The organism is Streptomyces sp. NPDC054813, assembly GCF_053611365.1.
Window position 1 is genome coordinate 8,680 of record NZ_JBSHAF010000009.1, and the last position, 25,541, is coordinate 34,220.

The 25,541-nt window shown below is 72.5% G+C and carries 25 protein-coding genes; 13 read left to right on the forward strand and 12 right to left on the reverse strand.

Going from position 1 to position 25,541, the window contains the following annotated elements:
- Window positions 1–135 precede the first annotated feature (135 nt).
- Window positions 136–1,062 carry a cyclase family protein gene (locus ACWGJB_RS19320; RefSeq protein WP_453381369.1) on the reverse strand — a complete coding sequence of 309 codons (927 nt, stop codon included), beginning with the start codon at window positions 1,060–1,062 and terminating at the stop codon, window positions 136–138.
- Between the two features lie 86 nt (window positions 1,063–1,148).
- Here ACWGJB_RS19320 and ACWGJB_RS19325 point away from each other — a divergent pair, with 86 nt between their 5' ends.
- The 3 genes from ACWGJB_RS19325 to ACWGJB_RS19335 all read left to right on the forward strand — a co-directional run bounded on the left by ACWGJB_RS19325 (window position 1,149) and on the right by ACWGJB_RS19335 (window position 4,551).
- On the forward strand, window positions 1,149–2,063 hold the full coding sequence (locus ACWGJB_RS19325; RefSeq protein ID WP_453381370.1) for an SDR family NAD(P)-dependent oxidoreductase: 915 nt from the start codon (window positions 1,149–1,151) through the stop codon (window positions 2,061–2,063).
- A 284-nt stretch (window positions 2,064–2,347) separates the two neighbouring features.
- Window positions 2,348–3,502: an acyl-CoA dehydrogenase family protein gene (locus ACWGJB_RS19330; RefSeq protein ID WP_453381371.1), complete on the forward strand. Its 1,155-nt coding sequence runs from the start codon at window positions 2,348–2,350 to the stop codon at window positions 3,500–3,502.
- Window positions 3,502–4,551: a Zn-dependent alcohol dehydrogenase gene (locus tag ACWGJB_RS19335; RefSeq protein WP_453381647.1), complete on the forward strand. Its 1,050-nt coding sequence runs from the start codon at window positions 3,502–3,504 to the stop codon at window positions 4,549–4,551. The genes ACWGJB_RS19330 and ACWGJB_RS19335 overlap by 1 nt, the downstream gene beginning before the upstream one ends.
- A 22-nt stretch (window positions 4,552–4,573) precedes the next feature.
- On the opposite strand, the gene ACWGJB_RS19340 is transcribed toward ACWGJB_RS19335, so the two are convergent.
- Window positions 4,574–5,614, reverse strand: coding sequence for a GlxA family transcriptional regulator (locus ACWGJB_RS19340; RefSeq protein WP_453381372.1), 1,041 nt, complete (start codon window positions 5,612–5,614; stop codon window positions 4,574–4,576).
- Window positions 5,615–5,685: 71 nt separating this feature from the next.
- On the opposite strand from ACWGJB_RS19340, the gene ACWGJB_RS19345 reads away from it, so the two are divergent.
- Together ACWGJB_RS19345 and ACWGJB_RS19350 are read left to right on the forward strand one after the other, a co-directional pair.
- Window positions 5,686–6,999, forward strand: coding sequence for an MFS transporter (locus ACWGJB_RS19345; RefSeq protein ID WP_453381373.1), 1,314 nt, complete (start codon window positions 5,686–5,688; stop codon window positions 6,997–6,999).
- A 68-nt stretch (window positions 7,000–7,067) separates the two neighbouring features.
- Window positions 7,068–7,637 carry a hypothetical protein gene (locus ACWGJB_RS19350; RefSeq protein WP_453381374.1) on the forward strand — a complete coding sequence of 190 codons (570 nt, stop codon included), beginning with the start codon at window positions 7,068–7,070 and terminating at the stop codon, window positions 7,635–7,637.
- Between the two features lie 43 nt (window positions 7,638–7,680).
- Here the strand turns inward: ACWGJB_RS19350 and ACWGJB_RS19355 are convergent, their stop codons facing one another.
- The 5 genes from ACWGJB_RS19355 to ACWGJB_RS19375 form a co-directional block, all read right to left on the reverse strand.
- Window positions 7,681–8,331, reverse strand: a complete 651-nt coding sequence (locus ACWGJB_RS19355) for a flavin reductase family protein (RefSeq protein WP_453381375.1) — start codon at window positions 8,329–8,331, stop codon at window positions 7,681–7,683.
- Between the two features lie 173 nt (window positions 8,332–8,504).
- Entirely contained in the window at window positions 8,505–9,341 is an 837-nt protein-coding gene (locus ACWGJB_RS19360) for an enoyl-CoA hydratase/isomerase family protein (RefSeq protein ID WP_453381376.1), read from the reverse strand.
- A gap of 7 nt (window positions 9,342–9,348) precedes the next feature.
- Window positions 9,349–11,577, reverse strand: coding sequence for an acetate--CoA ligase family protein (locus ACWGJB_RS19365; protein ID WP_453381377.1), 2,229 nt, complete (start codon window positions 11,575–11,577; stop codon window positions 9,349–9,351).
- Window positions 11,578–11,869: 292 nt separating this feature from the next.
- Window positions 11,870–13,027 carry a flavin-containing monooxygenase gene (locus ACWGJB_RS19370; protein WP_453381378.1) on the reverse strand — a complete coding sequence of 386 codons (1,158 nt, stop codon included), beginning with the start codon at window positions 13,025–13,027 and terminating at the stop codon, window positions 11,870–11,872.
- Between the two features lie 304 nt (window positions 13,028–13,331).
- Window positions 13,332–14,957, reverse strand: coding sequence for a subtype B tannase (locus tag ACWGJB_RS19375; RefSeq protein ID WP_453381648.1), 1,626 nt, complete (start codon window positions 14,955–14,957; stop codon window positions 13,332–13,334).
- A 213-nt stretch (window positions 14,958–15,170) separates the two neighbouring features.
- Here ACWGJB_RS19375 and ACWGJB_RS19380 point away from each other — a divergent pair, with 213 nt between their 5' ends.
- From ACWGJB_RS19380 to ACWGJB_RS19390, 3 genes are all read left to right on the forward strand, one after another.
- Window positions 15,171–15,611, forward strand: coding sequence for a Zn-ribbon domain-containing OB-fold protein (locus tag ACWGJB_RS19380; RefSeq protein WP_453381379.1), 441 nt, complete (start codon window positions 15,171–15,173; stop codon window positions 15,609–15,611).
- A gap of 87 nt (window positions 15,612–15,698) precedes the next feature.
- On the forward strand, window positions 15,699–16,304 hold the full coding sequence (locus ACWGJB_RS19385) for a GNAT family N-acetyltransferase (RefSeq protein ID WP_453381380.1): 606 nt from the start codon (window positions 15,699–15,701) through the stop codon (window positions 16,302–16,304).
- 148 nt (window positions 16,305–16,452) lie between these two features.
- Window positions 16,453–17,289, forward strand: coding sequence for a GNAT family N-acetyltransferase (locus ACWGJB_RS19390; protein WP_453381381.1), 837 nt, complete (start codon window positions 16,453–16,455; stop codon window positions 17,287–17,289).
- 12 nt (window positions 17,290–17,301) lie between these two features.
- Here the strand turns inward: ACWGJB_RS19390 and ACWGJB_RS19395 are convergent, their stop codons facing one another.
- A complete protein-coding gene (locus ACWGJB_RS19395) occupies window positions 17,302–17,973 on the reverse strand; it encodes a pyridoxine/pyridoxamine 5'-phosphate oxidase (protein WP_453381382.1) in 672 nt (223 codons plus the stop codon).
- A gap of 152 nt (window positions 17,974–18,125) precedes the next feature.
- Here ACWGJB_RS19395 and ACWGJB_RS19400 point away from each other — a divergent pair, with 152 nt between their 5' ends.
- Window positions 18,126–18,593, forward strand: a complete 468-nt coding sequence (locus ACWGJB_RS19400; protein WP_453381383.1) for a hypothetical protein — start codon at window positions 18,126–18,128, stop codon at window positions 18,591–18,593.
- 9 nt (window positions 18,594–18,602) lie between these two features.
- Here ACWGJB_RS19400 and ACWGJB_RS19405 read toward each other — a convergent pair whose 3' ends face one another.
- A complete protein-coding gene (locus ACWGJB_RS19405) occupies window positions 18,603–19,622 on the reverse strand; it encodes an expansin EXLX1 family cellulose-binding protein (RefSeq protein ID WP_453381384.1) in 1,020 nt (339 codons plus the stop codon).
- A 153-nt stretch (window positions 19,623–19,775) separates the two neighbouring features.
- On the reverse strand, window positions 19,776–20,945 hold the full coding sequence (locus tag ACWGJB_RS19410; RefSeq protein ID WP_453381385.1) for a thiolase C-terminal domain-containing protein: 1,170 nt from the start codon (window positions 20,943–20,945) through the stop codon (window positions 19,776–19,778).
- 99 nt (window positions 20,946–21,044) lie between these two features.
- Between ACWGJB_RS19410 and ACWGJB_RS19415 the strand changes: the two genes are divergently transcribed.
- Complete coding sequence (locus ACWGJB_RS19415; RefSeq protein ID WP_453381386.1) at window positions 21,045–22,229, forward strand: acyl-CoA dehydrogenase family protein; 1,185 nt, start codon at window positions 21,045–21,047, stop codon at window positions 22,227–22,229.
- The gene (locus ACWGJB_RS19420) at window positions 22,226–22,690 is read left to right on the forward strand and encodes a nitroreductase family deazaflavin-dependent oxidoreductase (RefSeq protein WP_453381387.1); all 465 of its coding nucleotides are present in this window, start codon (window positions 22,226–22,228) and stop codon (window positions 22,688–22,690) included. The genes ACWGJB_RS19415 and ACWGJB_RS19420 overlap by 4 nt, the downstream gene beginning before the upstream one ends.
- Before the next feature lie 111 nt (window positions 22,691–22,801).
- On the opposite strand, the gene ACWGJB_RS19425 is transcribed toward ACWGJB_RS19420, so the two are convergent.
- Window positions 22,802–23,410 carry a LysE family translocator gene (locus tag ACWGJB_RS19425; RefSeq protein ID WP_453381388.1) on the reverse strand — a complete coding sequence of 203 codons (609 nt, stop codon included), beginning with the start codon at window positions 23,408–23,410 and terminating at the stop codon, window positions 22,802–22,804.
- Between the two features lie 82 nt (window positions 23,411–23,492).
- On the opposite strand from ACWGJB_RS19425, the gene ACWGJB_RS19430 reads away from it, so the two are divergent.
- The gene (locus ACWGJB_RS19430) at window positions 23,493–23,945 is read left to right on the forward strand and encodes an Lrp/AsnC family transcriptional regulator (RefSeq protein WP_351957098.1); all 453 of its coding nucleotides are present in this window, start codon (window positions 23,493–23,495) and stop codon (window positions 23,943–23,945) included.
- Between the two features lie 63 nt (window positions 23,946–24,008).
- On the opposite strand, the gene ACWGJB_RS19435 is transcribed toward ACWGJB_RS19430, so the two are convergent.
- Window positions 24,009–24,656 carry a TetR family transcriptional regulator gene (locus ACWGJB_RS19435; RefSeq protein ID WP_453381389.1) on the reverse strand — a complete coding sequence of 216 codons (648 nt, stop codon included), beginning with the start codon at window positions 24,654–24,656 and terminating at the stop codon, window positions 24,009–24,011.
- A gap of 145 nt (window positions 24,657–24,801) precedes the next feature.
- On the opposite strand from ACWGJB_RS19435, the gene ACWGJB_RS19440 reads away from it, so the two are divergent.
- Entirely contained in the window at window positions 24,802–25,524 is a 723-nt protein-coding gene (locus tag ACWGJB_RS19440; protein WP_453381390.1) for a VOC family protein, read from the forward strand.
- The last annotated feature ends 17 nt before the right edge of the window (window positions 25,525–25,541 follow it).

The window sequence follows — 25,541 nt, forward strand, 5'->3', positions numbered from 1 at the left end:
CTGTGTTTTTGCCGTGGCCGGGTGGGTGTGGGGGGTCCTGGGGGTGTGTGTGGGGGGCGGGGGGGTTGGGGGGCGGGGGGGTGCCCGGCGGGCCGGGGGTCCCCACCGACCTCGGGCGGCGATTCCGCGCGGACCTCAGAGCACGGCCACGGGGGCGACCGGCGTGCCCGTCGCCCCGACGAACGGCTCCGGCATCGCGGACAGCAGGAACGCGTACCGTCCGGTTTCTCCACAGGCTGTGGACAACTTTTCGAGATTCCAGTTCTGGCCCTGCAGCATCCCCATCTCCACCAGGTCCAGGGCGTGCACGGGCAGCCACAGGTCCTCGATCTCGGGCGGGAAGATCTCGAACGTCAGGGTGTCATTGGCGACGGCGGCCACATCGCGCGCGTGGAACCACTCCGGGGTGCGCACCGACAGCCCCGGCGACGGATAGCCGTACCCGTGCTTGTCCCCGGCGAGGTACACCTGCACCTGCCCGGTCCGCACCAGCACGATGTCACCGGCGCGGACCGTGGTCCCGGCCAGCTCCTCGGCCGCTTCGAGATCCTCGGGCGTGACCGTGTGGCCGCCCGCCAGCCGGTCCACGCCATGCGCGCGTGCCACGTCCAGCAGCACCCCGCGCGAGACGATGTGCGGCGCCTTGTCGATGCCGCCGAACTCGGCACCGCCGTGCGCGGTCACGGTGTGTGCCGGGCGGCCGTTGTACACCTTCCCCGAGTGCGAGACATGGGTGAGCGCGTCCCAGTGGGTGCCGGCCTGCAGCCCCATGGTCACCGCGTCGTCGCTGCAGGCGACCGTCCCCGGGCCGAAGAGCTCCTGGTTGATCTGCACCATGACGTGCAGGGGGTTGACCCGCCCCGGGATCATGCCGGTCTGTACACCGTCCTGCCGGAGCGGGAGGGCGAGCGGGACGCGGCGGCCGGTCCGGACGGTCGCCACCGCCTCCCGCACCACCTCGTCGGTGATCAGGTTCAGCGTCCCGATCTCGTCGTCGGCACCCCAGCGGCCCCAGTTGTTGACGCGCTTGGCGATGTCGTGGAACTCGGCAGGCAGTGACATCCGGTTTCTCCCCGGGGCTTGTGTCCGTGCATCCGGCGCGCCATAGAATCTAACGGACCGTCAGAAACCGCGGGAAGGGGCCGGGCGTGGGGAACTTCTTGGCAGGCAAGGTCGTCGCCGTGACGGGTGCGGGGCGCGGGATCGGACGGGCGGTCGCGCTGGCGGCAGCGGCCGAAGGGGCGAAGGTCGTCGTCAACGACTACGGCGTCTCGGTCGACGGCGGATCGCCCACCAGCGAGATCGCCGAGGCCGTCGTCAAGGAGATCGAGGCGGCCGGCGGCGACGCGGTCGCGGTCGCCGACGACATCTCCACGATGGCGGGCGGCCGGCGGGTCGTGGAGACGGCGCTGTCGTCGTACGGCCGCCTCGACGGGGTCGTGTGCGTGGCCGGGATCCTGCGCGAGCGGATGCTGTTCAACATGTCCGAGGAGGAGTGGGACCCGGTGGTCGCCACCCACCTCAAGGGCACGTTCACGGTGTTCCGGGCGGCGTCGGCGGTGATGCGCACCCAGCGCGCCGGCACGCTGATCGGCTTCACCAGCGGCAACCACCAGGGCTCGGTCTCGCAGGCCAACTACAGCGCGGCCAAGGGCGGGATCATCTCGCTGGTGCGCAGCGCCGCGCTGGGCCTGCACAAGTACGGGGTGACCGCGAACGCGGTGGCGCCGGTGGCCCGGACCCGGATGTCGGCGGGGGTGCCGACGGAACTGACCGAGATCGGTGAACCGGAGGACGTCGCGGCGTTCGTGGTCTACCTGCTGTCGGACGCGGCACGGGACGCGGACATCACCGGGCAGGTGTACACGGTGGCCGGGCCGAAGATCGCGGTCTGGGCCCAGCCGAGGGAGTTGCGCGCCGCGTACGCCTCGGAAGGGTCCTGGACGCCGGAACGGATCGCCGAGTTCCTGCCGGGGAGCGTGGGGGTGGACCCGATGCCGATGCTGGCACGCCTGACGGCGATGGAGTCCGCCGCGCGGGCCGGGGAGCGGCCGAACGCGTGAAGGGGGCGGGGTGCGGTGCGTTGTGCGAGTGCGGCGCCGTCGTGGTTGCTCGCGCAGTTCCTCCCCCAGCCTTCGGCCGGGGGTACCCCCAGCGCTCCTGAGCTGGCTGTCCACACCGGCGTTCACGGTACCCGCCCGCCGGGTCGCCCATCAGCTCACCCGTTTCCGCGGTCCACGCATCCTGTCGGCCCCTGACTTCTCTCCGCCGCGACGGCGATCGGCCAAGAGGCGGTCTCCGGCGGTTCTCGTACGGCCGTAGCCCCGACATTTTTCTGGAGGTCACCGTGGAGTTCGGCTTCGCGCCGGAGGACGACGCGTTTCGCCGCGAAGTCCGCGCCTGGCTCGACACGCACGTCAAAGCCGATGCGGACCGGCGCGGCTGGGAGCGCACGCTCGGGGCCGCCGGATGGATCGGGCTCGGGTGGGCGGAGGGCGGGTACGGGAACCGGACCGCCACGCTCACCCAGCAGGTCGCCTGGGCCGAGGAGTACGCCCGGTCGGCCGCGCCCCCGCGCTCCGGGCACATCGGGGAGAACCTGCTCGCCCCGACGCTCATCGCCCACGGCAGCGACGAGCAGAAGGCACGCTTCCTGCCCGCCGTCGCCGCCGGCGAGGAGCTGTGGTGCCAGGGGTACAGCGAGCCCGGCGCCGGTTCCGACCTCGCCGGTGTGCGGACCGCGGCCGTACGCGAGGCGGACGGCTACCGCGTCACCGGGCAGAAGATCTGGACCTCGCTCGCGCACGAGGCCGACTGGTGTTTCGTGCTCGCGCGGACCGAGCCCGGCTCGCGGCGCCACCACGGACTGAGCTTCCTGCTCGTGCCCATGGACCAGCCGGGCCGCATAGAGGTCCGCCCCATCCGCCAGATGACCGGCACCAGCGACTTCAACGAGGTCTTCTTCGACGGGGCGCACGCGCGCGTGGAGCATGTCGTCGGCGGCGAGGGCAACGGCTGGCGCGTGGCCATGAGCCTGCTCGGCTTCGAGCGCGGGGTGTCCACCCTCGCCCAGCAGATCGGGTTCGCCGAGGAACTGGGACGGGTGGTGCGGGACGCCGTGTCGACCGGCGCCGCCGACGACCCCGTCGTACGGGCGCGGCTCGTGCGGCAGTGGGCCGAGCTGCGGGTCATGCGCTGGAACGCCCTGCGCACGCTGGGCGGTTCGGCCGCCGAGCCCGGCGCGCCCAGCGTGGCCAAGCTGCTGTGGGCCGGCTGGCACCAGCGGCTCGGGGAACTCGCCGTGCTGGTGCGGGGCGCCGGCGCGAGCGTCGGCCCGGCCGACTGGTCGGCCGCGGCGCCGTACCAACTGGACGCCGCCCAGCACCTGTTCCTCTTCTCCCGGGCCGACACCGTCTACGGCGGCTCGGACCAGGTGCAGCGCACGATCATCGCCGAGCGCGTGCTCGGTCTGCCGAGGGAACCGAAGGGGGTCGAGTCGTGATGCGTGGAGTGGTGTTCGACGGGAAACAGGTGCAGGTCGTCGACGATCTGGACGTACGGGAGCCGGGGGCCGGGGAGGTGCTGGTCTCCGTCGCGGCGGCCGGGCTGTGCCACAGCGATCTGTCCGTGGTGGACGGGACCATACCCTTCCCTGTTCCTGTGGTGCTGGGACATGAGGGTGCCGGGGTGGTGGAGGCGATCGGTGTGGGGGTCAGCCATGTCGCGCCCGGGGACCATGTCGCGCTGTCCACGCTCGCCAACTGCGGTGCCTGCGCCGACTGTGACCGTGGGCGGCCCACCATGTGCCGCAAGGCCATAGGGCGGCCGCAGAAGCCGTTCACGCGCGGCGGCCGGGCCGTCTACCAGTTCGCGTCCAACTCGGCCTTCACGGAACGGACGGTCGTCAAGGCCGTGCAGGCGGTACGGATCCCGAAGGACATCCCGCTGACCTCGGCCGCCCTCATCGGCTGCGGCGTACTGACCGGGGTGGGCGCCGTACTGAACCGCGCCCGCGTCGACCGCGGCGACACCGTGCTGGTCATCGGCACCGGTGGGATCGGGCTCAACGTCATCCAGGGCGCCCGGATCGCGGGAGCGCTGCGGATCGTGGCCGTGGACGCCAACCCGGCCAAGGAGGAGGTGGCCCGGCAGTTCGGCGCGACCGACTTCCTGACCTCGACGGACGGCGTCAAGGACCTGCTGCCGACCGGGGTGGACCACGCGTTCGAGTGCGTCGGCCGGGTCGAGCTGGTCCGGCAGGCCGTCGACCTCCTGGACCGGCACGGCCAGGCCGTCCTCCTCGGCACACCCGCCGCCACCGCCGAGGCGTCCTTCGTCGTCGCCTCGATGTTCCTCGACAAGTCCATCCTCGGCTGCCGCTACGGCTCCTCCCGCCCCCAGCGGGACATCGCCCTGTACGCCGAGCTGTACCGCCAGGGGCGCCTGATGCTCGACGAACTGGTCACCGCCACCTACCCGGTGGAGGACTTCGAGAAGGCCCGCGCCGACGCGGAGGCGGGACGGGTGGCTCGGGGGGTGCTCGTGTTCTAGCGAACCGGGGCGGCCCGGGAGGTCAGTGCCGGACGCCGACGCCGACGCCGACGCCGCCGGGGTGCCGGGCTTCGCCGGCGCCGGACCGGAAGGTCCGGCGGTAGGCGGTCGGGGTGACGCCGAGCGCCGTCTGCAGGTGCTGGCGCATCGACTGGGCCGTGCCGAAGCCGGCGTCCCGGGCCACCTGGTCCATCGAGAGCTCGGTGGACTCCAGGAGGTGCCGGGCGCGTTCGACGCGCTGCTGGGTGAGCCACTGGCCGGGGCTGATGCCGGTCTCCTCACGGAAGCGGCGCGTGAAGGTCCGTACCGACATGGCCTCCTGCTCGGCCATGTCCCGCAGCTGGATGGGCTCGTGCAGCCGCGCGAGGGCCCAGGCGCGGGCGCCCGTGGTGCCGGCGACCTGCGGGTCGGGGACCGGGCGGTGGATGTACTGGGCCTGGCCGCCGTCCCGGTGCGGGGGGACGACCGTACGGCGGGCCACCTCGTTGGCGACGGCCGTGCCGTGGTCGCGGCGGACCATGTGCAGGCACAGGTCGATGCCGGCCGCCACCCCGGCGGAGGTCAGCACCTCCCCGTCGTCGATGAACAGGACGTCCGCGTCCACCTTGACCCGCGGGAACAGCCGCTGGAGATGGTCCGCTTCGGCCCAGTGCGTGGTCGCCGGGCGGCCGTCCAGGTAACCGGCGGCGGCCAGCACGTAGACCCCGGTGCAGATGGAGGCGAGCCGGGTGCCGGGGCGGATGAGGGCGAGCGCGGCAGCCAGTTCGGGGGTGAGGACACCCTGCTCGAAGACCGGGCCCAGCTCGTACGACGCCGGGATGACCACCGTGTCGGCGGTGGCCAGCGCCTCCGGGCCGTGCGGCACGTGGACCGTGAAGTCGGCGTCGGTCTCGACCTGCCCCGGCGGCCGGACCGAGCAGGTCACGACCTCGTACAGGTGCCGTCCCCGCTCGTCCTTGGGCCGGCCGAAGATGCGGTGCGGGATGCCCAGTTCGAAGGGGAGCAGACCGTCCAGGGCGAGGACGACGACTCGGTGCGGGCGGAAGCCGGGGTCACTGCTCATGGCCCGATCCTAGCGAATACTGTCCTCCGGGCCACTCGATGGAGTGAATCCGCTGGCCGAAGCTTTATGGCGTGACCCAGACAAGCGAAGCCGCAGTCGCCCTCGCCGAGGACTCGAAGCCGACCCGCTCACCTCGCGTCAACCGTGCCTGGTTCGTCGCCGCCGTCACCTTCGTCACGATCGTCGGCGCGGCCGCCTTCCGCTCCCTGCCCGGTCTGCTCATCGACCCCCTGCACCAGGAGTTCGGCTGGTCGCGCGGCACGATCGGCGCGGCCGTCTCCGTCAACCTCGCGCTGTACGGGCTCACCGCGCCGTTCGCGGCCGCTCTGATGGATCGTTTCGGCATCCGCCGGGTGGTCGCCGTGGCCCTGACCGTGATCGCGATCGGCTCGGGCCTGACCGTGTGGATGACGGCGGCCTGGCAACTGATGCTGTGCTGGGGCCTGCTGGTCGGGCTGGGCTCCGGCTCGATGGCCCTCGCCTTCGCCGCCACGGTCACCAACCGCTGGTTCACCACCCGGCGCGGCCTGGTCAGCGGCATCCTCACCGCCGGCTCGGCCTCCGGTCAGCTGATCTTCCTGCCGCTGCTGTCCTGGATGGTCGAGCGGTACGACTGGCGCCCGGCCGCCGTCACCGTCGCGCTCGCCGCCCTCGCGGTCGTCCCCTTCGTCTGGCTGCTGCTGCGCGACCACCCTGCCGACGTGGGCCTGAAGCCGTACGGCGCACCGGACTTCGTACCGAAGCCGGCGCCGGTCACCGGAGCCGCGCGCCGGACGATCGGGGTGCTGCTCTCCGCCGTCCGCACCGGGCCCTTCTGGCTGCTCGCCGGCACCTTCGCGATCTGCGGCGCCTCCACCAACGGCCTGGTCCAGACCCACTTCGTGCCCGCCGCCCACGACCACGGCCTGCCGGTCACCACGGCGGCCTCGCTGCTCGCGGTCATCGGTGTCTTCGACGTCGTCGGCACGATCGCCTCCGGCTGGTTCACCGACCGCTTCGAACCCCGCCGGCTGCTCGCCGTCTACTACGCCCTGCGCGGCCTCTCCCTGCTCTTCCTGCCGATGCTGCTGGGCCCCGCCATCCACCCCCCGATGATCTTCTTCATCGTCTTCTACGGCCTCGACTGGGTGGCCACCGTCCCGCCCACCCTGGCCCTGTGCCGGGAGCACTACGGCGAGGACAGCGCCATCGTCTTCGGCTGGGTCCTCGCCTCCCACCAGATCGGCGCGGCCCTCGTCGCCTTCCTCGGCGGTGTCGCCCGCGACGTCTTCGGCACCTACGACATGGTCTGGTACGCCTCCGGAGCGCTGTGCGCGGCGGCGGCCCTGATGGCCCTGGTGATCCGGCGCCGGCCGGCGGCCGTTGTGCCCGCCCTGGCCGTCTAGAGGGAGACCGCCAGGAGCCGTCCGGGACCCGCTCGGGCCGGTGTGGAGTGGCGCCTTATGGTTCCGGGATGAGTAACTCTGCCGCGGCCGCTGTCCTCACCACCGCCGACCTGCCGGAAGCGATACGTGCGGTGCGTACCTTGTTGGCCATGGCGGACATCGATCAGGGAGAGGTCGACTTCGAAGCCGTGATCAGGTCGCCGGATGTCCTGGCGCAGGTACGTCAAGTACTGCCCGACCTCGTATGGTGGGCGTCCGCCGGCAAGGAGCACGGTTCGGCGGAGGCCGGCGACGACCCCGCGGACTGCCTGCCGATCCAAGTGTTCGACTGGGGTCGTCCGCTGGACCGCGCTGAGCCCTTCATCGCCGCTCTGGGACCGGATCCCGCGGCTGTTCGCTGGGATCTGGACGCCTGGCCTGCGGTTCCCGAAGCGGGACTGGAGGCGATCTCGCAGAAGTACGCGTACCTCACGCTGACCGTGAATTCCCGGGACCTCTACCAGGACGAGCCGTCGCAGGACCACACCGTCCACGTGCACGTCCGGGACCGGAACGGTGACCAGACAACCCGCGTGCATTGGCTCGCCGATCAAGTGGGTGGGCGGTTCACGGGCAGGGTGGAGTCGGCGCCTCTGTGACTCCTCTCGGTAACTCCTCGGCAAGCAGGCAGGACCGCCGTCTTCATCCGCCTCGGCCACTTGATCGGCCGGACCTGTCCTGGCCGTCCGCTCCTAGCCCGGTGAACCGCCCCCGGTGGAACAGCAGCGGTCCGTCGGCGGGCTCGGCCGCGCCCAGTGCGTTCACCCGCCCCACCACGATCAGGTGGTCGCCGCCCGTGTGGACGGCGTGGATGGCGCAGTCGATCCAGGCGGCGGCGCCGGTCAGGCGGGGCGCACCCGACACCGGGGCCGTGTCGTAGGCGACCCCCGCGAACTTGTCCGCGCCGCTCACCGCGAAGGCGCGGCACAGCTCGCCCTGGCCCGCGCCGAGGACGTTGACGCAGAAGACGCCCGCGCGGGCGATGCGCGGCCAGGTGGCCGACGTACGGCCGACCATGAAACAGATCAGGGGCGGGTCGAGGGAGAGGGAGGAGAAGGACTGGCAGGCGAAACCGGCGGGGGAGGGTTCGCCCTCGGCGGCCGGTGCGGTGACAACGGTCACCCCGGTCGCGAAGTTCCCCAGCACGCGCCGGAACTCCGCCGGGTCGACCGGCGCCCGTTCGTCGGCGCGCACACACCGCAACTCCGGACGCGGCAATGCCTCCAGGGGCCCCGGTGCGGGGGCCGACCTGAGGTAGCGGACGGCGGCCGCGGCCGCCCCTGCGTGTCCCATCACACCTTCATTGAAGCTGACGACGCGTCAGATGGGAAGTCCGGTGCCGGACGCCGTACGGCCGCTTCGTACGCTCCGCCCACTCCGCCCGCTCCATCTGCGACGACTACGGCACCGGGAGTGGACCTGGCGCGGCGGTGTGTTGATCGAGCCGTACGGCCGGCCGGTGGGCCTCACCGGCCCCGGAACTCCGGGCTTCTGCGCTCCACGAAGGCCCGCAGACCCTCCTGGGCGTCCCGCGTCGTCATGTTGATCTCCTGGGCGGCGGACTCGGCCGCGAAGGCCGCTGCCCGGTCGCTGTCCAGGGACGCGTTGACCAGCTGCTTGGTCAGGGCGAGGGCGCGGGTCGGACCGGTGGCGAGCCGGGCGGCCCAGTCCCGCGCCGTCTTGGCCAGCTCCTCGTCCGGTACGACCCGGTTGACCAGGCCGAGGCGCTCGGCCTCCGGGGCGGCGAGGGCGTCGCCGAAGAACATCAGCTCCTTGGCGCGGTGCGGGCCGACCAGGCGGGGCAGCAGATAGGCGCCGCCGCCGTCGGGGACCAGGGCGCGGCGGACGAACGCCTCGATGAAACGGGCGGATTCGGCGGCCAGGACCAGGTCGCAGGCGAGCGCGAGATGGGCGCCGAGCCCGGCGGCGGTGCCGTTGACCGCCGCGATCACCGGCTTCTCGCAGTCGAGGACGGCGCCGACCAGGCGCTGGGCGCCCAGCCGGATGGTGCGGGCCACGTCGCCGGGGAGACGTTCGGCCGTGGCGCCGCCGCGCAGGTCGGCGCCCGCGCAGAAACCTCGGCCGGTCCCGGTGACGACCACGGCCCGTACCGAGGGGTCCGCGGAGGCTTCGGAAAGCAGTTGGATGATGCGTTCCCGCTGGTCAGGGGTGATGGCGTTGAGGGCCTCGGGGCGGTTGAGGGTGATCTGCGCGACCTGGTTGTCAGTGGCGTGCAGTACCAATGACTCAACGGAAATTTCCGGCTCGTCATTCTTTGCGCGCTCACGGGGGGAATTGGGCATGTTCATCTCAGCGGCACACCGCCAGCGCGTCCAGCGCCACCGCGCCCTGGCCCTCGGGCAGCACCATCAGGGGGTTGATGTCGAGCTCGGCGAGCTGGTCGCCGAGCTCCAGGGCCATCCGCTGGACCCGCAGGATCACCTCGACGAGCGCTTCGACGTCGGCCGGCGGCCGCCCCCGGACCCCGTCCAGCAGGGCCCGCCCGCGCAGTTCGGCGAGCATGTCGCGGGCTTGCTCCTCACCGAACGGCGGCACCCGCACGGCGGCGTCGTGCAGGACCTCGACCAGGACCCCGCCCAGCCCGACGGTCACCGTCGGCCCGAACAGGGCGTCGTGCGTGACCCCGACCACCATCTCCACGCCCCGCTCGACCATCTGGCAGACCAGCACACCGTCGAGGGTGACGCCCTCGTAGCGGGCGATGTCGGTCAGCTCCCGGTAGGCGTCCCTGACCTGGCTGGCGGAGGTCAGCCCGACCTTCACCAGGCCCAGCTCGGTCTTGTGGGCGATCTGCGCGCCGGACGCCTTCATCACCACCGGGTAGCCGACCAGCCCCGCCGCGCGCACGGCGGCGGCCGCGCTGGTCACCAGCTGCTCGCGCGGCACCCGTATGCCGTACGCGCGCAGCAGCTGCTTCGCCGCGTGCTCGCTCAGCTGCTGCCCCGGCTGCATCAGCGCGAGCGCCTTGCGGTACGAGGGCGAGGGCGTGCGCGGGGCCTCGTCGAAGGGGGAGTGGTAGGCGCGGACGAAGCGGTGGTGGTCGAGGTAGGCGCGGACGGCGGTGAGACAGTTGCCGACCGTGCGGAAGGTGGCCACCCGGGAGGAGCCCAACAGGACCTCACGGTAGGCGGGTTCGGTGCCGACCGGCGAGCCCCACACCACGCACACCAGCTTGTCGGTCGCCTCGGCCGCGTCGACCAGGTCCCGCACCAGCCGGTCGCTGAGCGGCGGGAAGGGGCCGGTGATCGGGCAGATCAGCACCCCGACCTCGGGGTCGGCGAGGATCGCGTCGATGATCTTCCGGCCGCGCCAGTCGCCCACCGGGTGACCGCCGTTGTCGACCGGGTTGGCCACGCTCAGGTACTCCGGTATCCACTGGTGCAGCTCGGCCTGGAGCGCCTCGGACAGCACCGGCAGCTTCAGTCCCAAGCCGGAGGCGAGGTCGGCGACGTGCGCGCCCGTGCCGCCCGAGATCGAGTAGACGACCACCCCGTCGGCGCGCGGCGCCCGCGCCCGGGCCAGCAGGGCGGCGGTGTCATGGAGTTCGTCGAGGCCGTCGACGCGGATCACCCCGTACTGGCGCAGCGCCGCGTCGATCACGTCGTCCGCGCCGGTCAGCTTGCCGGTGTGGGAGGCGGCGGTGCGGGCGCCGGCCTCGGTGCGGCCGACCTTCACGGCGACCACCGGCACCTTGCGGCGGGCCGCGCGGTCGGCGGCCAGCAGGAAGGCGCGGCCGTCCTTGAGGCCTTCGACGTAACAGGCGATGGCGCCGACCTCGGGGCGTTCGGCGAAGTAGGAGATGAAGTCGGCGGTCTCCAGGTCGGCCTCGTTGCCGGTGGGCGCCCAGTGCGAGAGGCGGATGCCGAGTTCCTGGGCGGCGAACACGGGCCGGCCCTGGTGCCCCGACTGGGTGATCAGCGCGATCGCCGGTCCGTCCAGGTCGTCCCGGAACCGCTCGAAGGCGTTCAGGTTGGTGTTCGGGCCGAGCAGCCGCAGCCCGGAGCGGCGTACGGCGGCCGCGAGCCGGACCTGGGCCGCCGCCCCCTCCTCGCCGGTCTCGGCGAACCCGGAGGCGAAGGCGACGGCGAACTTCACCTTGGCCTCGGCCAGTTCCTCGATCACCGGAAGGGGGTCGGCGACCAGGAGTACGGCGAGGTCGACCTGCTCGGGCAGGTCGGCGACGGAAGGAGCGCAGGCGATGCCGAAGACCGACGGCCGGGTCGGATGCACCGGGTGCACCCGGGCCCCGACCCGCTCGGCCCAGTCGAGTATCTGCCGGGTGATACCGGTGTTGGGCCGTCCTTCGGCGTCCGAGGCGCCGATCACGGCGACGGACTCGGGCCGGAAGAACCTGTCCAGATCCGGTACGTCCGCGTACAGCGGCCGTCCGCTGACGTCCTGCTCGTCCGCGTCGGCCGTCCGGCCGTGGACGGCGGGCCCGGGTCGCTGCTCACCGCAGGCGATGACCCGGGCCCGGCGGGAGTCGGTGGTGAGGGTGCCGTGGGTTGATCCAAGCATCGTTCCGCCCGCTCCTGTGTGACAGCACAATTAACTGACGTAGTGTCAGATTACTGAACTGACGCTGCGTCAGGAACTGGTCTGCACGCAAAGTTGAGGCCGAAAGCGCTCCTCGCCTCTCCCGTCACCGCCGGCCGGAGGCGGCTGCCACCCCCCTGCGGCCCCCATCGCCCGGCCGCACCGCACCGCCGCGCGGGAAACCCTCATTGTCCCAGCGTCGCCGCGCGCAGGAGGCGGGAGATCCGGCCTTGTCCCCGGGGTGGTCGGCGTAGGGCCTGTCCGGGGCGGCGGCCTACGCCGTCCGCTGTCGCTTGGCGACCGCCTTCGCGATCTTCTCCGCGTCGATCGCCATCTCCCGGAACATGCCGCTGATGGGGTTGGTGTAGCCGGTGAAGTAGAGGCCGGGAGCGTTCTTCGGGGTGCGGGGGCCGTGGGTGACCGGGTGGCCGCGGTCGTCGAGGACGTCGAGGTGGCCGACCAGGCTCTCCAGTGCGCGCGTGTATCCGGTCGCGGCGATCACCGTGTCGGGGGAGACGAGGGTGCCGTCGGCGAGGGTGACCTTGCCGTCCTCGAAGCCGTCCACGGCGGCCACGATCTCGACCTTGCCCTCCTGTACCGCGTCGACGAGACCGACGTCCAGGACCGGGATGGCGCCCTGCCCGACCCGGCTGTAGAGGCCGGTGTCGGGGCGGGGCAGGCCCTGGGCGGCCAGGTCGGGCACGCTGACCTTGGCCATCGTGCGGGCCAGCCGGTCGACGAGGGACACCGGGAGGCGTCGTACCAGGATCGAGTTGTACTGGGCGGCCCAGCCGGCGGTGGAGCGGCGCACGATGTGCGGGACCGTGCGGACGGCGAGCCGTACCCGGGAGACGCCGCCCTCCGCCAGGTCGACGGCGATCTCGGCGCCGGTGTTGCCGACGCCGACGACCAGTACGTCCTGGCCGGAGAAGGGCTCGGGGTTCCGGTACTCACCGGCGTGCAGGAACCGGCCGCCGTACGTGTCCAGGCCGGGCCAGCCGGGGATGCGCGGGGTGTGGTTGAAGCCGGTGGCGACCACCACCGCGGAGCCGGTCAGTTCCCGGCCGCCGGAGGCGTGCAGCAGCCAGCCGTCACCCTCGGGCGAGCGCTCCACCCGGGAGACCTCGACACCGGTGACGATCTCCAGTTCGTGGTGCTCGGCGTACTTCTCCAGATAGCGCACCACGTCGTCGCGGGAGACCCAGCGGCCGAAGCGGCGCGGCATGGGCAGCCCGGGCAGCGCGGAGAGGCGGCGGGTGGTGTGCAGCCGGAGGCGGTCGTAGTGCCGGCGCCAGGACGCGCCGACGTCGTCGGACTTCTCCAGGACGACGGCGCGGATGCCCCGGGCTCGCAGCGCGTACGCGGCGGCGAGCCCTCCGGGGCCGGCGCCGATGACGTAGACGGGCGAAACAGTGGGGGGAAACACGGCCATGGGCGGGAGCGTAATCACGCGACAGGTTGATGGGTCTCGGTCAAGACCGGAATTGGTTGCGGATTGATCACACCCGTAGGGGAAGTGGGTGGGACTTGTGACGTAGCCCACTTCATCTGAACGGAAACGAAAGAGAAGGGGCGGGAAAAGGCCCGCGCCGCCGGGCTCCGGTGCGCGGGAGCCCGACGGCGCGGGTGGGCGGTGTCCTTGGACAGACGGGAAAGGACGCCGCGTTCGGGGAGGCTATCGCGGTCGTGAGGGGCCTATCTCGATTGTGAGAGGTTCTTACTTCCGCGGTGGTTTCTCAGCCCTGCTCGCCCTTCTTGGCGTTGCTGTTTCCCTTGCCCTTGCCGAAGCCCGTCACCTCGGCGATCCAGGTGATGAAGTCGCCCGGGTCGGTGTTGGCGCCATGGCCCTGGTCCCAGTAGTAGAGGTGGTTCACGTCGTCGCCGAGATTGCCCAGGCGGGCCGCCAGGTTCGCGGAGATGACGTGCGAGGTGTCGGTGTCATTGGTGCCGAGACGGATCCACCAGTGCTTCGAACGCCGCGCGTTGACCTTTTCCACCAGGTGGAACATCGGGTTCATCAGGTTCAGCTTCTCGGGGATGTCGCTCGCGACCCGCTTGGTGCTGAGACCGGTGGAGTCATTCTTCGCGCCGTACGCCGTGAAGTGACGGCTTTCGGTCGTACCCGCTCCGAACTCATTGTTTTCGCCGGCCGACAGGTCGAAGGCGTCGAAGGCGGGGGTGGTCTTCTTTCGGGCGCCGACGTGCGTGAGGTAGCCGTCCCAGTCGAAGGTGGCCCTGCCGCCGGACCAGGTGATGAAGGTGTTGGCGGCCAGGTAGGTCTCACGGTCCGAGTCCGACAGCGCGGCCAGATAGGTGGTGGCGGACGGCTCCAGGTACTGCTTGAGCAGGTACTCGTCGTAGTTGCGGGCGGTCAGCGGGCCGAAGCCGTCCAGGCCGCGCAGTTTCAGGGTCGCCTGGTACTCGGCGAACTGGGCCCGCAGGTCCTTCGACACCGCCTGGTCGACGACCTTGCCGGTGGACTGGGTGGCGTTGGAGCCCCAGTTCCACTCGTAGGCGCCGTCGGCGTGCTCCAGGTCGGTGATCGGGCACCAGGCGCCGGTCGCGAAGATCGCGTCCGATGCGTCGGCCGCGCCGATCTCCTTGAGGTACTTGTCGTAGATCGGGCTGTCGCCGGACGCGCCGAGCAGCGAGGACAGGGCGCCGCCGGCGCTGGTGCCGGCCGACACGATCCGGTCGACGTCGCCGGGGACGAGGCCGCGGTTGGCCTTCACGTACCGGACGGCCGCCTTGAGGTCGACGATCGCGGCGGGAGCGGTCCCGTAGTACTCGCCGTCGGAGTTCTTGAGGGTACGGCCGCGGGCGCCGGGCTCCACGACGACGTAACCGGCGAGCAGCGCCAGCAGCTGGTTGGAGGCGGTGGCGCCGCCGGTGGCGTTGGTGTTGCCGTTCGCGTTGGAGGTGGTGGAGGCCGACGCGCCGGGTGCGGCACTGCCGGTGGGGGCACCGCTCGGGGCGCCGCCGCCGGCGCTCATGCCGCCGGCGCCGACACCGGTGGCGTCCGCCACGGAGGAGGGCATGTACCCGCCGACGGAGTTGGCGAACAGGATCGGCGCGTTCGTCGGGTCGACCGTCTCGCCGTCGATCTCGACCGGGGCGCTGACGACGAGCGACTGGTAGGTCTCGTCCACCGGGTTGGCGACGTAGGTGATCGCCTTCCAGAAGTGGTAGGTCACCGAGTGGTCGGCGCCGTCCGTGTCCGTGACGGTCGTCGTCAGCTTCGTGTACGCGTCCGGGTCGAACTTCAGGGAGTCCGAGGAGCCCGACGAGGAGTCGCTCGACGCCTGTGCGCTGAGGGCGATGCCGCCGACTGCTGCGACACCGGCCGTGGCGCCGATGCCCATGACCACGGTCCTGCGCTTCACTGCCCTGTGCTTCACCTTGCTGCCTCTCGTGTGCGGGCTCCTTGGCCTTGCGCATGCGAACGTAATTCGGCACCGACAAAATCGTCAACAATCTGCCGGGATTCACGGTGGACCCACAGCCCCATGGGAATCACACAGCTTTTGCCCAGCGCCCTCTGGGCCCCCGCACCCATCTGACATAACGTCAGATTCATGGATGCGACGAGTGCGCCGACCGCGACGAACGCCGACCCGGCCCGTCCGGCCGCCCGGCGGTACGACCTCCCCGAACCGGACGCCTTCACCCGCCCCTACTGGGAGGCGGCGGCCGAGGGCCGGCTCCTGCTCCGCCGCTGCCGCTCCTGCGGCCGGGCCCACCACTACCCCCGGGAGTTCTGCCCGCACTGCTGGAGCGAGGACGTCACCTGGGAGCCCGCGACCGGCCGCGCGGTCCTCTACACCTGGTCCGTCGTGCACCGCAACGACCTCCCGCCCTTCGGCGACCGCGTCCCCTACGTCGCCGCCGTGGTCGACCTGGCGGAGGGCCCGCGCATGATGACCGAGCTGGTGGACACGCCCGAGCCGCGCGCCGGACTGGAGCTGGAGGTCGCCTTCCGGGCGGGCGTGCCGGTGTTCCGCGCCGCGACACGCTGAAAGGGGAGCCGGTGAAAGAGCCGGTGAAAACAGGGGCGCGCCGGAACGGGCTGGGCCGCCACCCGGCACAGAGGTTTCAATGACCCCATGGCCCAGATCGACGAACAGCCCGCCGCCCGCCGCCCCGACGTCCCCCCGCACGGTCACGACCTGCGCCTCGACCACTGGAACCCGGACTCGCGGGCCCACACCGAGGCCTGGCTGCGCGGCCGTACCGACCTGGACTTCCTGCGCTGGAACACCCCCCTCCAGCCGGACATCGACCTCGCCGGGGCCCGTGCCGCCCTGCTGAGGCAGCAGGAGCAGGCGGCCGCCGGCGGCTCCGCGCCGTTCCGGATCGCGGACGCGCGGAGCGGTACGACCCTCGGGCACATCGGCATCAACATGATCGACCGGGTGTCCCGCTCGGCCCGGGTCGGCTACTGGGTGCTCCCCGAGGCACGGGGCCGCCGGGTCGCCACCTACGCCCTGGCCCTGGCCGCCCGCTGGACCTTCACCGAACTGGGCCTCTACCGCCTGGAACTGGGGCACGCCCTCGGCCACGAGGCGTCCTGCCGGATAGCGCAGACGTGCGGCTTCCCCTACGAGGGGACACTGCGGGGCGCGATGTTCGAGGCGGGCCGGCCGAACGCGTTCCGGGACGCCCATCTGCACGCCCGCCTCGCCTCGGACCCGGAGCCGTCCCTGGATTAATTCACGTGCGGGGTGCGGCGGCCGACCGCGACCATCGAGCATGGCCCCCGAGACACCTGCATCCGAAGCGCCCCTCGCGTCCGAAGTCTCCCCCGCATCCGAAGCGGCCGGTGCATCCGAAGCGTCCGACTGGTACTTCACCTCCGACGTGGACGAATTCCTCGCCCACGCCCAGGACTTCCTCGGCTCCCGCCCGGACCTGCACACCGTCCACCTGACGGTGACCCAGCGGCTGCGGCACAGCGGCCCGTCGGCGAACGGCGACCGGCCACCGTTCCTCGGCTTCCTGACCCGTGGCGACGGCAGCGTGGGCGCGGCGCTGCTGCACACCCCGCCGTACGCCCTGCGCACCACCCGCCTCACGGCCGGGGAGTGCGAGACGCTGGCCTCCCGGCTCCTCGCCCTCGGCCACCCGGTCACCGGATTCGGCGCCGAACGCGCCACGGCGGAGGCGTTCGTGGCGGCCTGGGAACGGCGGACCGGGACGCCCGGGAAGCTCCAGGACCTCGAACGGCTCTACCGGCTGGACGAGTTGACGGTCCCCACTCCGGTGCCGGAGGGCCGGGCGAGGGTGGCCGGGCCGTCGGACCGGGAGCTGCTGATCCGCTGGTACGACGGCTTCGTCGCCGACGCGGGCCTGCCGGGCGGCCGGGACGCCGGGGACTGGGCCGACTTCCGGCTCTCCTACGGAGGCGTCACGCTCTGGGAGACCCCCGACGGCACCCCGGTGTCCATGGCCGGTGTGACCCCGACGGTCGCCGGGCAGGCCCGGATCGCGCCCGTCTACACCCCGCGCGAGCTGCGCGGCCGCGGCTACGCCGGCGCGGTGACGGCGGAGGTCAGCCGGGCGACCCTGGCCCGGGGCGTCGGCGAGGTCCTCCTCTTCACCGACCTGGCGAACCCGACGAGCAACGCGCTCTACCAGCGCATCGGCTACCGGCAGGTGGCCGACTGGGCGGTGTACGGCTTCGGGGAGCGGGCGTAGCGGGCCGGGCGCCTACGGCCACAGCAGTTGCCTGCGCCAAGTGCCGTCCTCCTCCGCGACGTACCGGAGCCGGACGTGCCGCCGCTCCGGGTCGCCCTGGAAGAACTCGGCCTCCTCCGGGCGCAGCCGGTAGAGGGTCCAGGTGGGGGAGGGGGCGGCCGGGTCCGCGCGGGCCCGTTCCCAGGCCGCCTCCGACTCCTTGCGCAACTCCTCCAGCGAGGACAGGATCCCGCTCTGCGTGCCGGTGAGCGCCGCCGCCAGGGCGCCCGTCGAGCGGGCGTGCAGGTCCGCCTGGCCCTCCTCCGACGGGGCCGCGGTGACCGGCCCGCGGAGCCGTACCTGGCGGCCCAGCACCGGCCAGTAGAAGGCCAGCGCCGCGTAGGGGCGGGCGTCCAGCTGGTGCCCCTTGCGGCTGGTCAGGTGCGACGCGAAGGACCAGCCGTCCGGGCCCGCGCCGTGCAGCATCACGATCCGTACGTCCGCCCGGCCCTCCTCGTCCGCCGTCGCCAGCGACACGGTGTGCGGCTCCGGCTGCCCGGCCGCCACCGCCTCCGCGAACCATGTCGTGAAGAGGGGGAGCGGGGCGTCGGGTGCCGACGCCGGGTCGAACGGCCGTAGCTCCGTGGTCTCGGGGGACCAGACCCGGAGCGACTTCAGGAGCGTGTGAAGATCCGTTGCTGCCATGTGCCGAGTATCACTCGGGGACCCTGGACAGCCGCACCAGCAGGACGTCGTACGGCGGCCCGGCGTGCCCGGGGGTGCGGGGGTGCCGGACTTTCGGGCACAACCGAGCAAATCCCTGCGAACACCTGTGCCCCGGCCGCACACTGTCCGGCATGAGGGGACCCAGGACCGTGCGAGTGGCCGTACGCCACGTACTCGGCGACGCCGGACGGCCCAGGGCGCGGACCGCCACCTGGGCCGCGCGTGACTTCCGGCTGGTCCGCCCGGCCGTGGGCCGGGACCGCGTCGAGCTGGAGTGCCCGGTCTGCTCGGCCGCGCTCCTCGCCGAGGTCCGCGACCACGCCCGTACCCGGCGCGTCCGCCTGACCTGGGGCGCGGTCTCCCTGGTGGCCCTGGCCCTGTTCGCCGCCTCGCTGGCCTACGCCGCCCACGAGGGCGGCCGGACCCTCCCGGCCGGGCAGTCGCCGCCGCTGCTCCTCCCGGTCAGCGTGGCCGCGGCCGTCGTGACCCTGATCATCACGTCCGCCGCCTGGGCGATCGCCCGCAACCACGTCGGCGTCACCCTCGTCGACACCCCCGGTCCCCGCCGCGGCCACCGCATCGTGCCGGTGCGCGGCTGAGGCACCCCCTCAGTGCCGGGCGAACTGGACCCCGGTCCGCTGGACCGTGTCCGGGCGTACCGGGAGCGCGGGCACGGTGAGCTGTTCCCCGTAGATGTCGGTGAGGCGGAGCTCGCCGCCGCAGCCGGTGCCCTGTTCGGAGAGGAAGTAGTTGTACCCGGTGCGGGTCAGCGCCAGCCAGCCGCCGCCGGTGCGGACCTCCAGGCGGGCCAGCGGGTTGCGGTGGCCGATCGCCTGGATCCCGCACCAGTACCGGGTGGAACCGGTCTTGTAGCGGATCGACACCGTGTCCGAGGTGGCCGGGCTCAGCAGACTCCAGGTGATCGCGATCCGGCCCGCCGAGAGCGGTGCGAGCTTCGCGAACGCCTGGTGGCTCAGGTCGAGTTGGCCGACCGCGCACGGCGCCGGGCACTCGTTGGTGATGCGTACGGTGAGGGACGTGCCGCTCGCCGCGCGGACCGAGACGTACGCCCCGCACGCCTTCGCCGTCTCGTAGTCCGCGGTGTTCATCGCCGCGGTCATGACGTCGTCGGTCGGGCCGTACGAGCAGGCGCCGTCGCCGTTGCCGACGTCGTAGGAGGTGGCGACCCCCTGGTAGGAGGCGCCGGGGCGGATCCGGCCGGCCGCGGGGGCCGTGGTGGTGGACGGGGTGCGGGCGGCGCCGGCCGCCGTGCGCCGGGCCGGGGTGGCGGACGGAGCCGCGGACGCCGTCGGCGTGGTCCGTGCGCCCGCCGTGGGCTTCGACGACGCGGAGGACCTCTTCGAGGGCGCCGGCGAGGCCGTCTCCCTTGACGCCGCGCCCCCCTCGGCTTCCGGCGAGGAGGACGACGAGGCCGAGGCCGCGGACACCGCCCGGTCAGCGGCCCCCTGCCCGGTGCCGGCCGCGTCGCCGGGACGAAAGGCCACGACCAGGGTCATGACCAGGGCGACGGCGGCCACGGCGGCCACCGCGAGCAGGGGGCCGCGGACCGGCCGCCACTCGAAGTTCCGGTCCGGACGCGGGCGTCGGCGATGTGAGGAGGAGGCCACGGAGCGATCCTTACGTGGTTCGGCGGTGCACGTCCTTCGAACGTCTGATTCTGAACGTCGAAGCTTCCGGTACGCAGTCGCCGCCGCGGTCCGAAAGGTTGCCGCCGTCCTCCCCGGCCCCCGGTGTCACGCCGGTCCCCGGCCCCCCCGATGTCACTCCCGCCCCAGCACCACCGTCCCCGAGGAGCAGAACCAGCCCCCCGTCCCCGACGCCACCGCCAGCTCCGGCAGCCCCCCGGCCGCGCGGCGCACCTGCCGGTCACCGGCCTCGCCGCGCAGCTGCCGTACCGCCTCCACCAGCAGGAACAGCCCCCGCATCCCGGGGTGTTGGGCCGACAGCCCGCCCCCGTCCGTGTTCACCGGAAGCTCGCCGCCCTCGACCCGCAGCCGCCCCTTCTCCACGAACGCCCCGCCCTCGCCCTTCGCGCAGAAGCCCAGGTCCTCCAGGGTCACCAGCGTCATGTAGGTGAAGGCGTCGTAGATCTCGGCGAAGTCCACCTCCGAGGGCCGGACGCCCGCCCGCCGGAAGGCCAGTTCGCCGCTGACCGCCGCCGGGGACACCGTGAAGTCCGCCCACTCCGACATGGTCGCGTGCGAGACGCACTCGCCCGTGCCCAGCACCCAGACCGGCGCGGTACGGCAGTCCCGTACGTACTCCTCGGCCGCCAGCAGCACCGCCGCGCCGCCGTCGGAGCGGATGCAGCAGTGCAGCTTGGTGAAGGGGTCGGCGATCATCGGGCCGGACAGGACCTCGTCGACCGTGACCGGGGTGCGGAACATCGCCTCCGGGTTGAGTGCCGCGTTCGCCCGTGCCTGGACCGCCACCTGTGCCAACTGCTCGATCGTCGTACCGCATTCGATCATGTGCCGGCGGGCCGCCATCGCGTACTTGGCGATCAGCGTGTGGCCGTAGGGGACCTCGAACTGGAGCGGGCCCCCGGCGCCGAAGGAGAGGTTGCCGGTCCTGCGGCCCGCCTTGATGTCGGCGCGGGCCGTCGAGCCGTAGACCAGCAGGACCGCGTTGGCGTGGCCGGCCGAGATCGCGTCCGCCGCGTGCGCCGCCATGACCTCCCAGGTGGAGCCGCCGACCGAGGTGGAGTCGGCCCAGGTGGGGCGCAGGCCCAGGTACTCGGCCACCTCCACCGGGGCCAGGGTGCCCAGGCCCGCGGAGGCGAAGCCGTCGACCACCTCCCGGCCGAGGCCCGCGTCGGCGAGCGCGCGGCGGGCCGCCTGGGCGTGCAGGGCGTAGGCGGTGGCGTCGTCCACGCGACCGCAGTCGGACAGGGCCACGCCGACCACGGCGACCTTGCGGAGTCCGGTCATGAATCTGACGGTACATCAGATCCGCTCGACTCCGCCCCTGTGCATCTGCATCCACTGCCCCTAGCATGACGGGCCGTCAGATCGTCAGGAGGTCCGGCCATGGACGCCCGCTTCACCGACGAGCAGGACGAGATCAGGCGCGCCCTGCGTGAACTGCTCCACAAGCGATGCGGGACGGAGGACGTACGGGCCGCCGTCGACAGGCCGGAGGGGTACGACCCCGCCCTGTGGACCGCCCTCGGCGAACAACTCGGCCTGCCCGGACTCGCGCTGCCCGAGGCATACGGCGGCACCGGCTGCTCCGTCACCGAAGTCGCCCTCGCCGCGGAGGAGGTGGGGCGCGCCCTCGCCCCCTCCCCCTTCCTCGCTACCGCCGTCCTCGCCGCCCCGCTCCTGCTCGCCCTCGGCACCGACGCCCAACGCGCCGAGCTGCTCCCGAGGATCGCCGACGGCCGGCTCACCGCCGCCCTCGCCGTCCCCGGCGTCCATCTCGGCACCGCCCTCGCGCTCACCGGCCCCGGCGGCGGCGACTGGGCCGGCGGCGGACGGGCCGGCGGCGTCCAGGCACGGCACCGGGGGGACCGGTGGCAGCTGTACGGGGAGGCCGACCAGGTGCTGGACGGGCACAGCGCCGGACTGCTGCTGGTCCCGGCGCACGCCGGCGGGTACGCCCGCTCGCGCGTCCTGCTCTTCCTGGTGGCGGGGGACGCCGACGGCGTCGTACGGACCCGGCGCACCGCCCTCGACCCGACCCGCCCCCAGGCCAGGGTCCAGCTGCGCCAAGTGGCCGCGGAACCGCTGGGCGACGAGGACACCGACGTCCGGCCCGCTCTCGCCGCCCTCGGTGACTCCGTGGCCGCGGTGCTCGCGGGCGAGGAGGTGGGGGCCGCGGACCGGGCGCTGGAGCGCACCGTGGAGTACGTGAAGCAGCGGGAGCAGTTCGGGCGGGCGATCGGGTCGTTCCAGGCCGTCAAGCACCGGCTGGCCGATGTGCATGTGGCGGTACGGGCGGCCCGGTCGGCGGCCTACTACGCGGCCTGGGCGACGGCCCACGGGGAGCCGGCGGGCCAACTGGCCCTCGCCCAGGCGCTGGAGGCGCTGCGGATGGCCGCCGCGGAGGGGATCCAGCTGCACGGCGGGATCGGGTTCACCTGGGAGCACGAGGCGCACCTGTCCTTCAAGCGGGCCGCCGGGGACGAGCTGCTCTTCGGGCCCGTGCACCGGCTGCGCGCGCAGGCCGCCGACGCGGCGGGGCTGTTCGGGGGACGGGGGGTGGCGGTGTGATCGGCGAACGCCTGGTGCGGAGGGTGGCGGCCGCCCGGGGGTTCCTGAAGATCGCCCCGTATGTGGTCCCGGCCCTGGACCGGGCCGTGCACCGGCTCAGCGGGGGCCGGGTGCTGCTCAGCGCGCAGATGCTGCCGGGGGCGATCCTGACGTCCACCGGCGCGCGCAGCGGGCTGCCCCGGCGTACGCCGCTCGCGTGCATGCCCCAGGAGGACGGCTGGCTGCTCGTCGGCTCCAACTACGGCCGGACCGACCACCCCGCCTGGACCTACAACCTCCTCAAGCATCCCGCCGCCGAGATCAGCTGGAAGGGCCGGGACATACCGGTCACCGCCCGGCTGCTGACGGGCGCGGAACGAGCCGCCGCCTGGCGTGAACTCCTGGAGTTCTGGCCGCCGTACGCGACCTACCAGGAGCGGGTGGACAGGGAGCTACGGGTTTTCCGGCTCACCGCGTCCTAGCGGGTGCCGCGGGGGATCGCCGGGGCGTGGCTCTCAGGGCGGGTGCCGCGGGGGATCGCCAGGGTGTGGCTCTCACGGCGGGTGCCGCGGGGGTTTGCCAAGGCGCGGCTTTCACAGCGCGTGCTGGGCCAGCAGCAGGGCGCCGATGCCCAGCATCGCCGCTCCCGAGGTGCGGGTGACCGCCCGGGCCGCCCGCGGGCGGGCCGACAGCAGGCGGCGGGCCAGGGTGCCGACGGCGAGGTAGACGGCTGCGCAGGCCGCCATGTGGAGGGCGCCGAGTACGGCCGTCTGGACGGCGACCGGGGTGTGGTCACCCTTCGTCACCAGGAACTGGGGGAGCACGGAGAGGTAGAGCAGCAGGCCCTTGGGGTTGAGGCCGCTGATCGCCGCGCCCCGCCAGAAGCCCAGTCCGGCCGTCGCCTCTTCCTTCTCCACCGGTACCGCCGGGCGCCGCAGCACGCTCCACCCCAGCCACACCAGATACGCGGCTCCGGCCACCGTCAGCGCGGTGAGCAGCGTGGGCGAGCTCGCCACCAGCACCGCGAGTCCCGCGACAGCGAGCGCCGTGTGCAGCGCGTACCCGGCGACCAGGCCCGCCACCGCGCGCGGCACCGAGCGGCCGCGCACCCCGGCGGCGATCACGAACGCCCAGTCGGCGCCCGGCACGCACACCAGCAGCAGGTCCACGGCGAGGAAGGAAATCAGGGGTCCGGTGTCCATGGCAGGGACATTAGGCGCGAACGGCCCGAAAGTGTTGTCGAAATTTGCTCGGGACCAGCTGTTCCGGGGGAGAATCTTCCCCATGGACGACGTGGACCGGAAAATTCTTGCCGAGCTTCAGCAGGACGGGCGGCTGACCGTGACCGAGCTGGCCGGGCGGGTGCGGCTGAGTGTCTCGCCGTGCCACCGGCGGCTGCGCGAGCTGGAGCGGGCGGGGGCGATCAGCGGGTACCGGGCGGTGGTGGACCCGGCCGCCGTGGGGCTGACCTTCGAGGCGCTGGTCTTCGTGTCCATGCGGCAGGAGGACCGGGACACGGTCGCCGACTTCGAGCGGGCGCTCGCGGAGATCCCCCATGTGCTGGACGCACAGCGGCTGTTCGGCGAGCCCGACTACCTGCTGCGGGTGGCCACCGCCGACCTCGCCGCCTTCCAACGGCTCTACGACGAACGGCTCGCGACCCTCCCGGGCGTGCAGCGTCTCACCTCGACCCTGGTGATGAAGCACGTGGTCCGGGACCGGCCCCTCCCGGCATAGCGCAACAGGCGGTGGCCCACCTCCGGTGAACCACCGCCTGCCAGACAGGATCCAGGGCGCGGACTACTTCGTGGGCTTCTTCCCGGTCACGCCCAGATGCACCAACAGCGCGAGGTTCGGCTTGAGTTCGGCCTGCTTCACACCCCAGGACTGGAAGCCCTTCTGGTGCGAGGCGACCGCCGCGAGCATCGCGACCAGCGAGCCGGCCATGGCCGCCGGGTTCACGTCCTTGTCGACCTTGCCCTTGGACTGCAACTCCGCGATGGAGTCGGTCAGGGAGTTGTTCACCGAGTTCAGGATCTTCATACGGATCTTGTAGAACCGTTTGTCCCCTTCGGCCGCGCCGAGGTCGACCACGCGCAGGATCGCGTCGTTCTTGCGCCAGAACTCCAGGAAACCGTCCACGAGTTCCTGCGCGGTCGCCCAGCCGGCCTTGCCGACCCAGGAGCGCCCTGCCAGCAGCTCGGTCAACTGGCCGCCCTCGGTGGCCATTTGCTCGGCGATCTCCAGGACGGCGCCCTCGACGTCCGGGAAGTACTGGTAGAAGGTCGCGGGCGAAGTACCCGCCTTCCGGGCGACATCGATGACCTTGACATCCCGGTAAGGGGAGGAGCTGAGCATCTCGCTTAGGCAGTCGAGCAGCTTCTGCCGGGTCGCCTGCCCACGCCGACCGGCCACGCGGCCGTCGACGGTACGCACTTGTCCTGTCATGCCGTCAGCTTACCGAGGGGTGATCGGAGCGCGATTCGGCCGACTGCAAATGGGGTGCACGGGTGTATGGGGGGTGAGTGGGGGGCGCCATCCCAGGTGGTGCGGCTGGTCTGCGGGGTGCGGGCCGGGCGGTTACTTTGACGACATGGCCGAAAACAGGGCATCCGGATACACAGAGGGCGTTCCGTGCTGGGTGGACGTGCAGCTTCCCGACGTCGAGGCGGGCAAGCGGTTCTACGGCGGGCTCTTCGGGTGGACCTTCGAGGACGCCGGACCCGGGGCCGTGTGGGCCCGGCTGGACGGCGCGGCCGTCGCCAGGCTGGCGCGGAAGCGGGACGGCCGGATGCCCACCGTCTGGACGGTGTACTTCGCGACCCCGGACGCCCGGAACCTCGCCCGGCGGGTCCTGGCCGCCGGCGGGCAGATCGTGAACGACCCGGTCCCCGTCCGTGACCTCGGCACCGCCGCCCTGGTCGCCGACCCCCAGGGTGCCGTCTTCGGCCTCTGGCAGGCGGCGAGCCACCCGGGCTTCGGCGTCCGGCACGCCCCCGGCACCTTCGCCTGGGCGCAGCTCTACACCAGCGACACCGACGCGGCCAACGCCTTCTACGGCCACCTCTTCGCCGACGCCCTGTTCGGTGCCGCCGCCGACCCGGACTTCGGCCGCGCCCCCCTCTCCGACGTGTTCTACGCCGGGATGCCGCCGCAGTTCGTCGTGCACTTCCGCACCGGGGACGTGGAGGCCGCGGTCGGGGCGGTTCGCCAGCTGGGTGGCCGGGTCCAGGCACCGCCCTTCGAGACGTCGTACGGAAAAGTGGCCGTCGTGACCGACAATCAGGGGGCGTCCTTCGCGCTGCTGCAACGCTGAGGCCGGAAACGGACGGC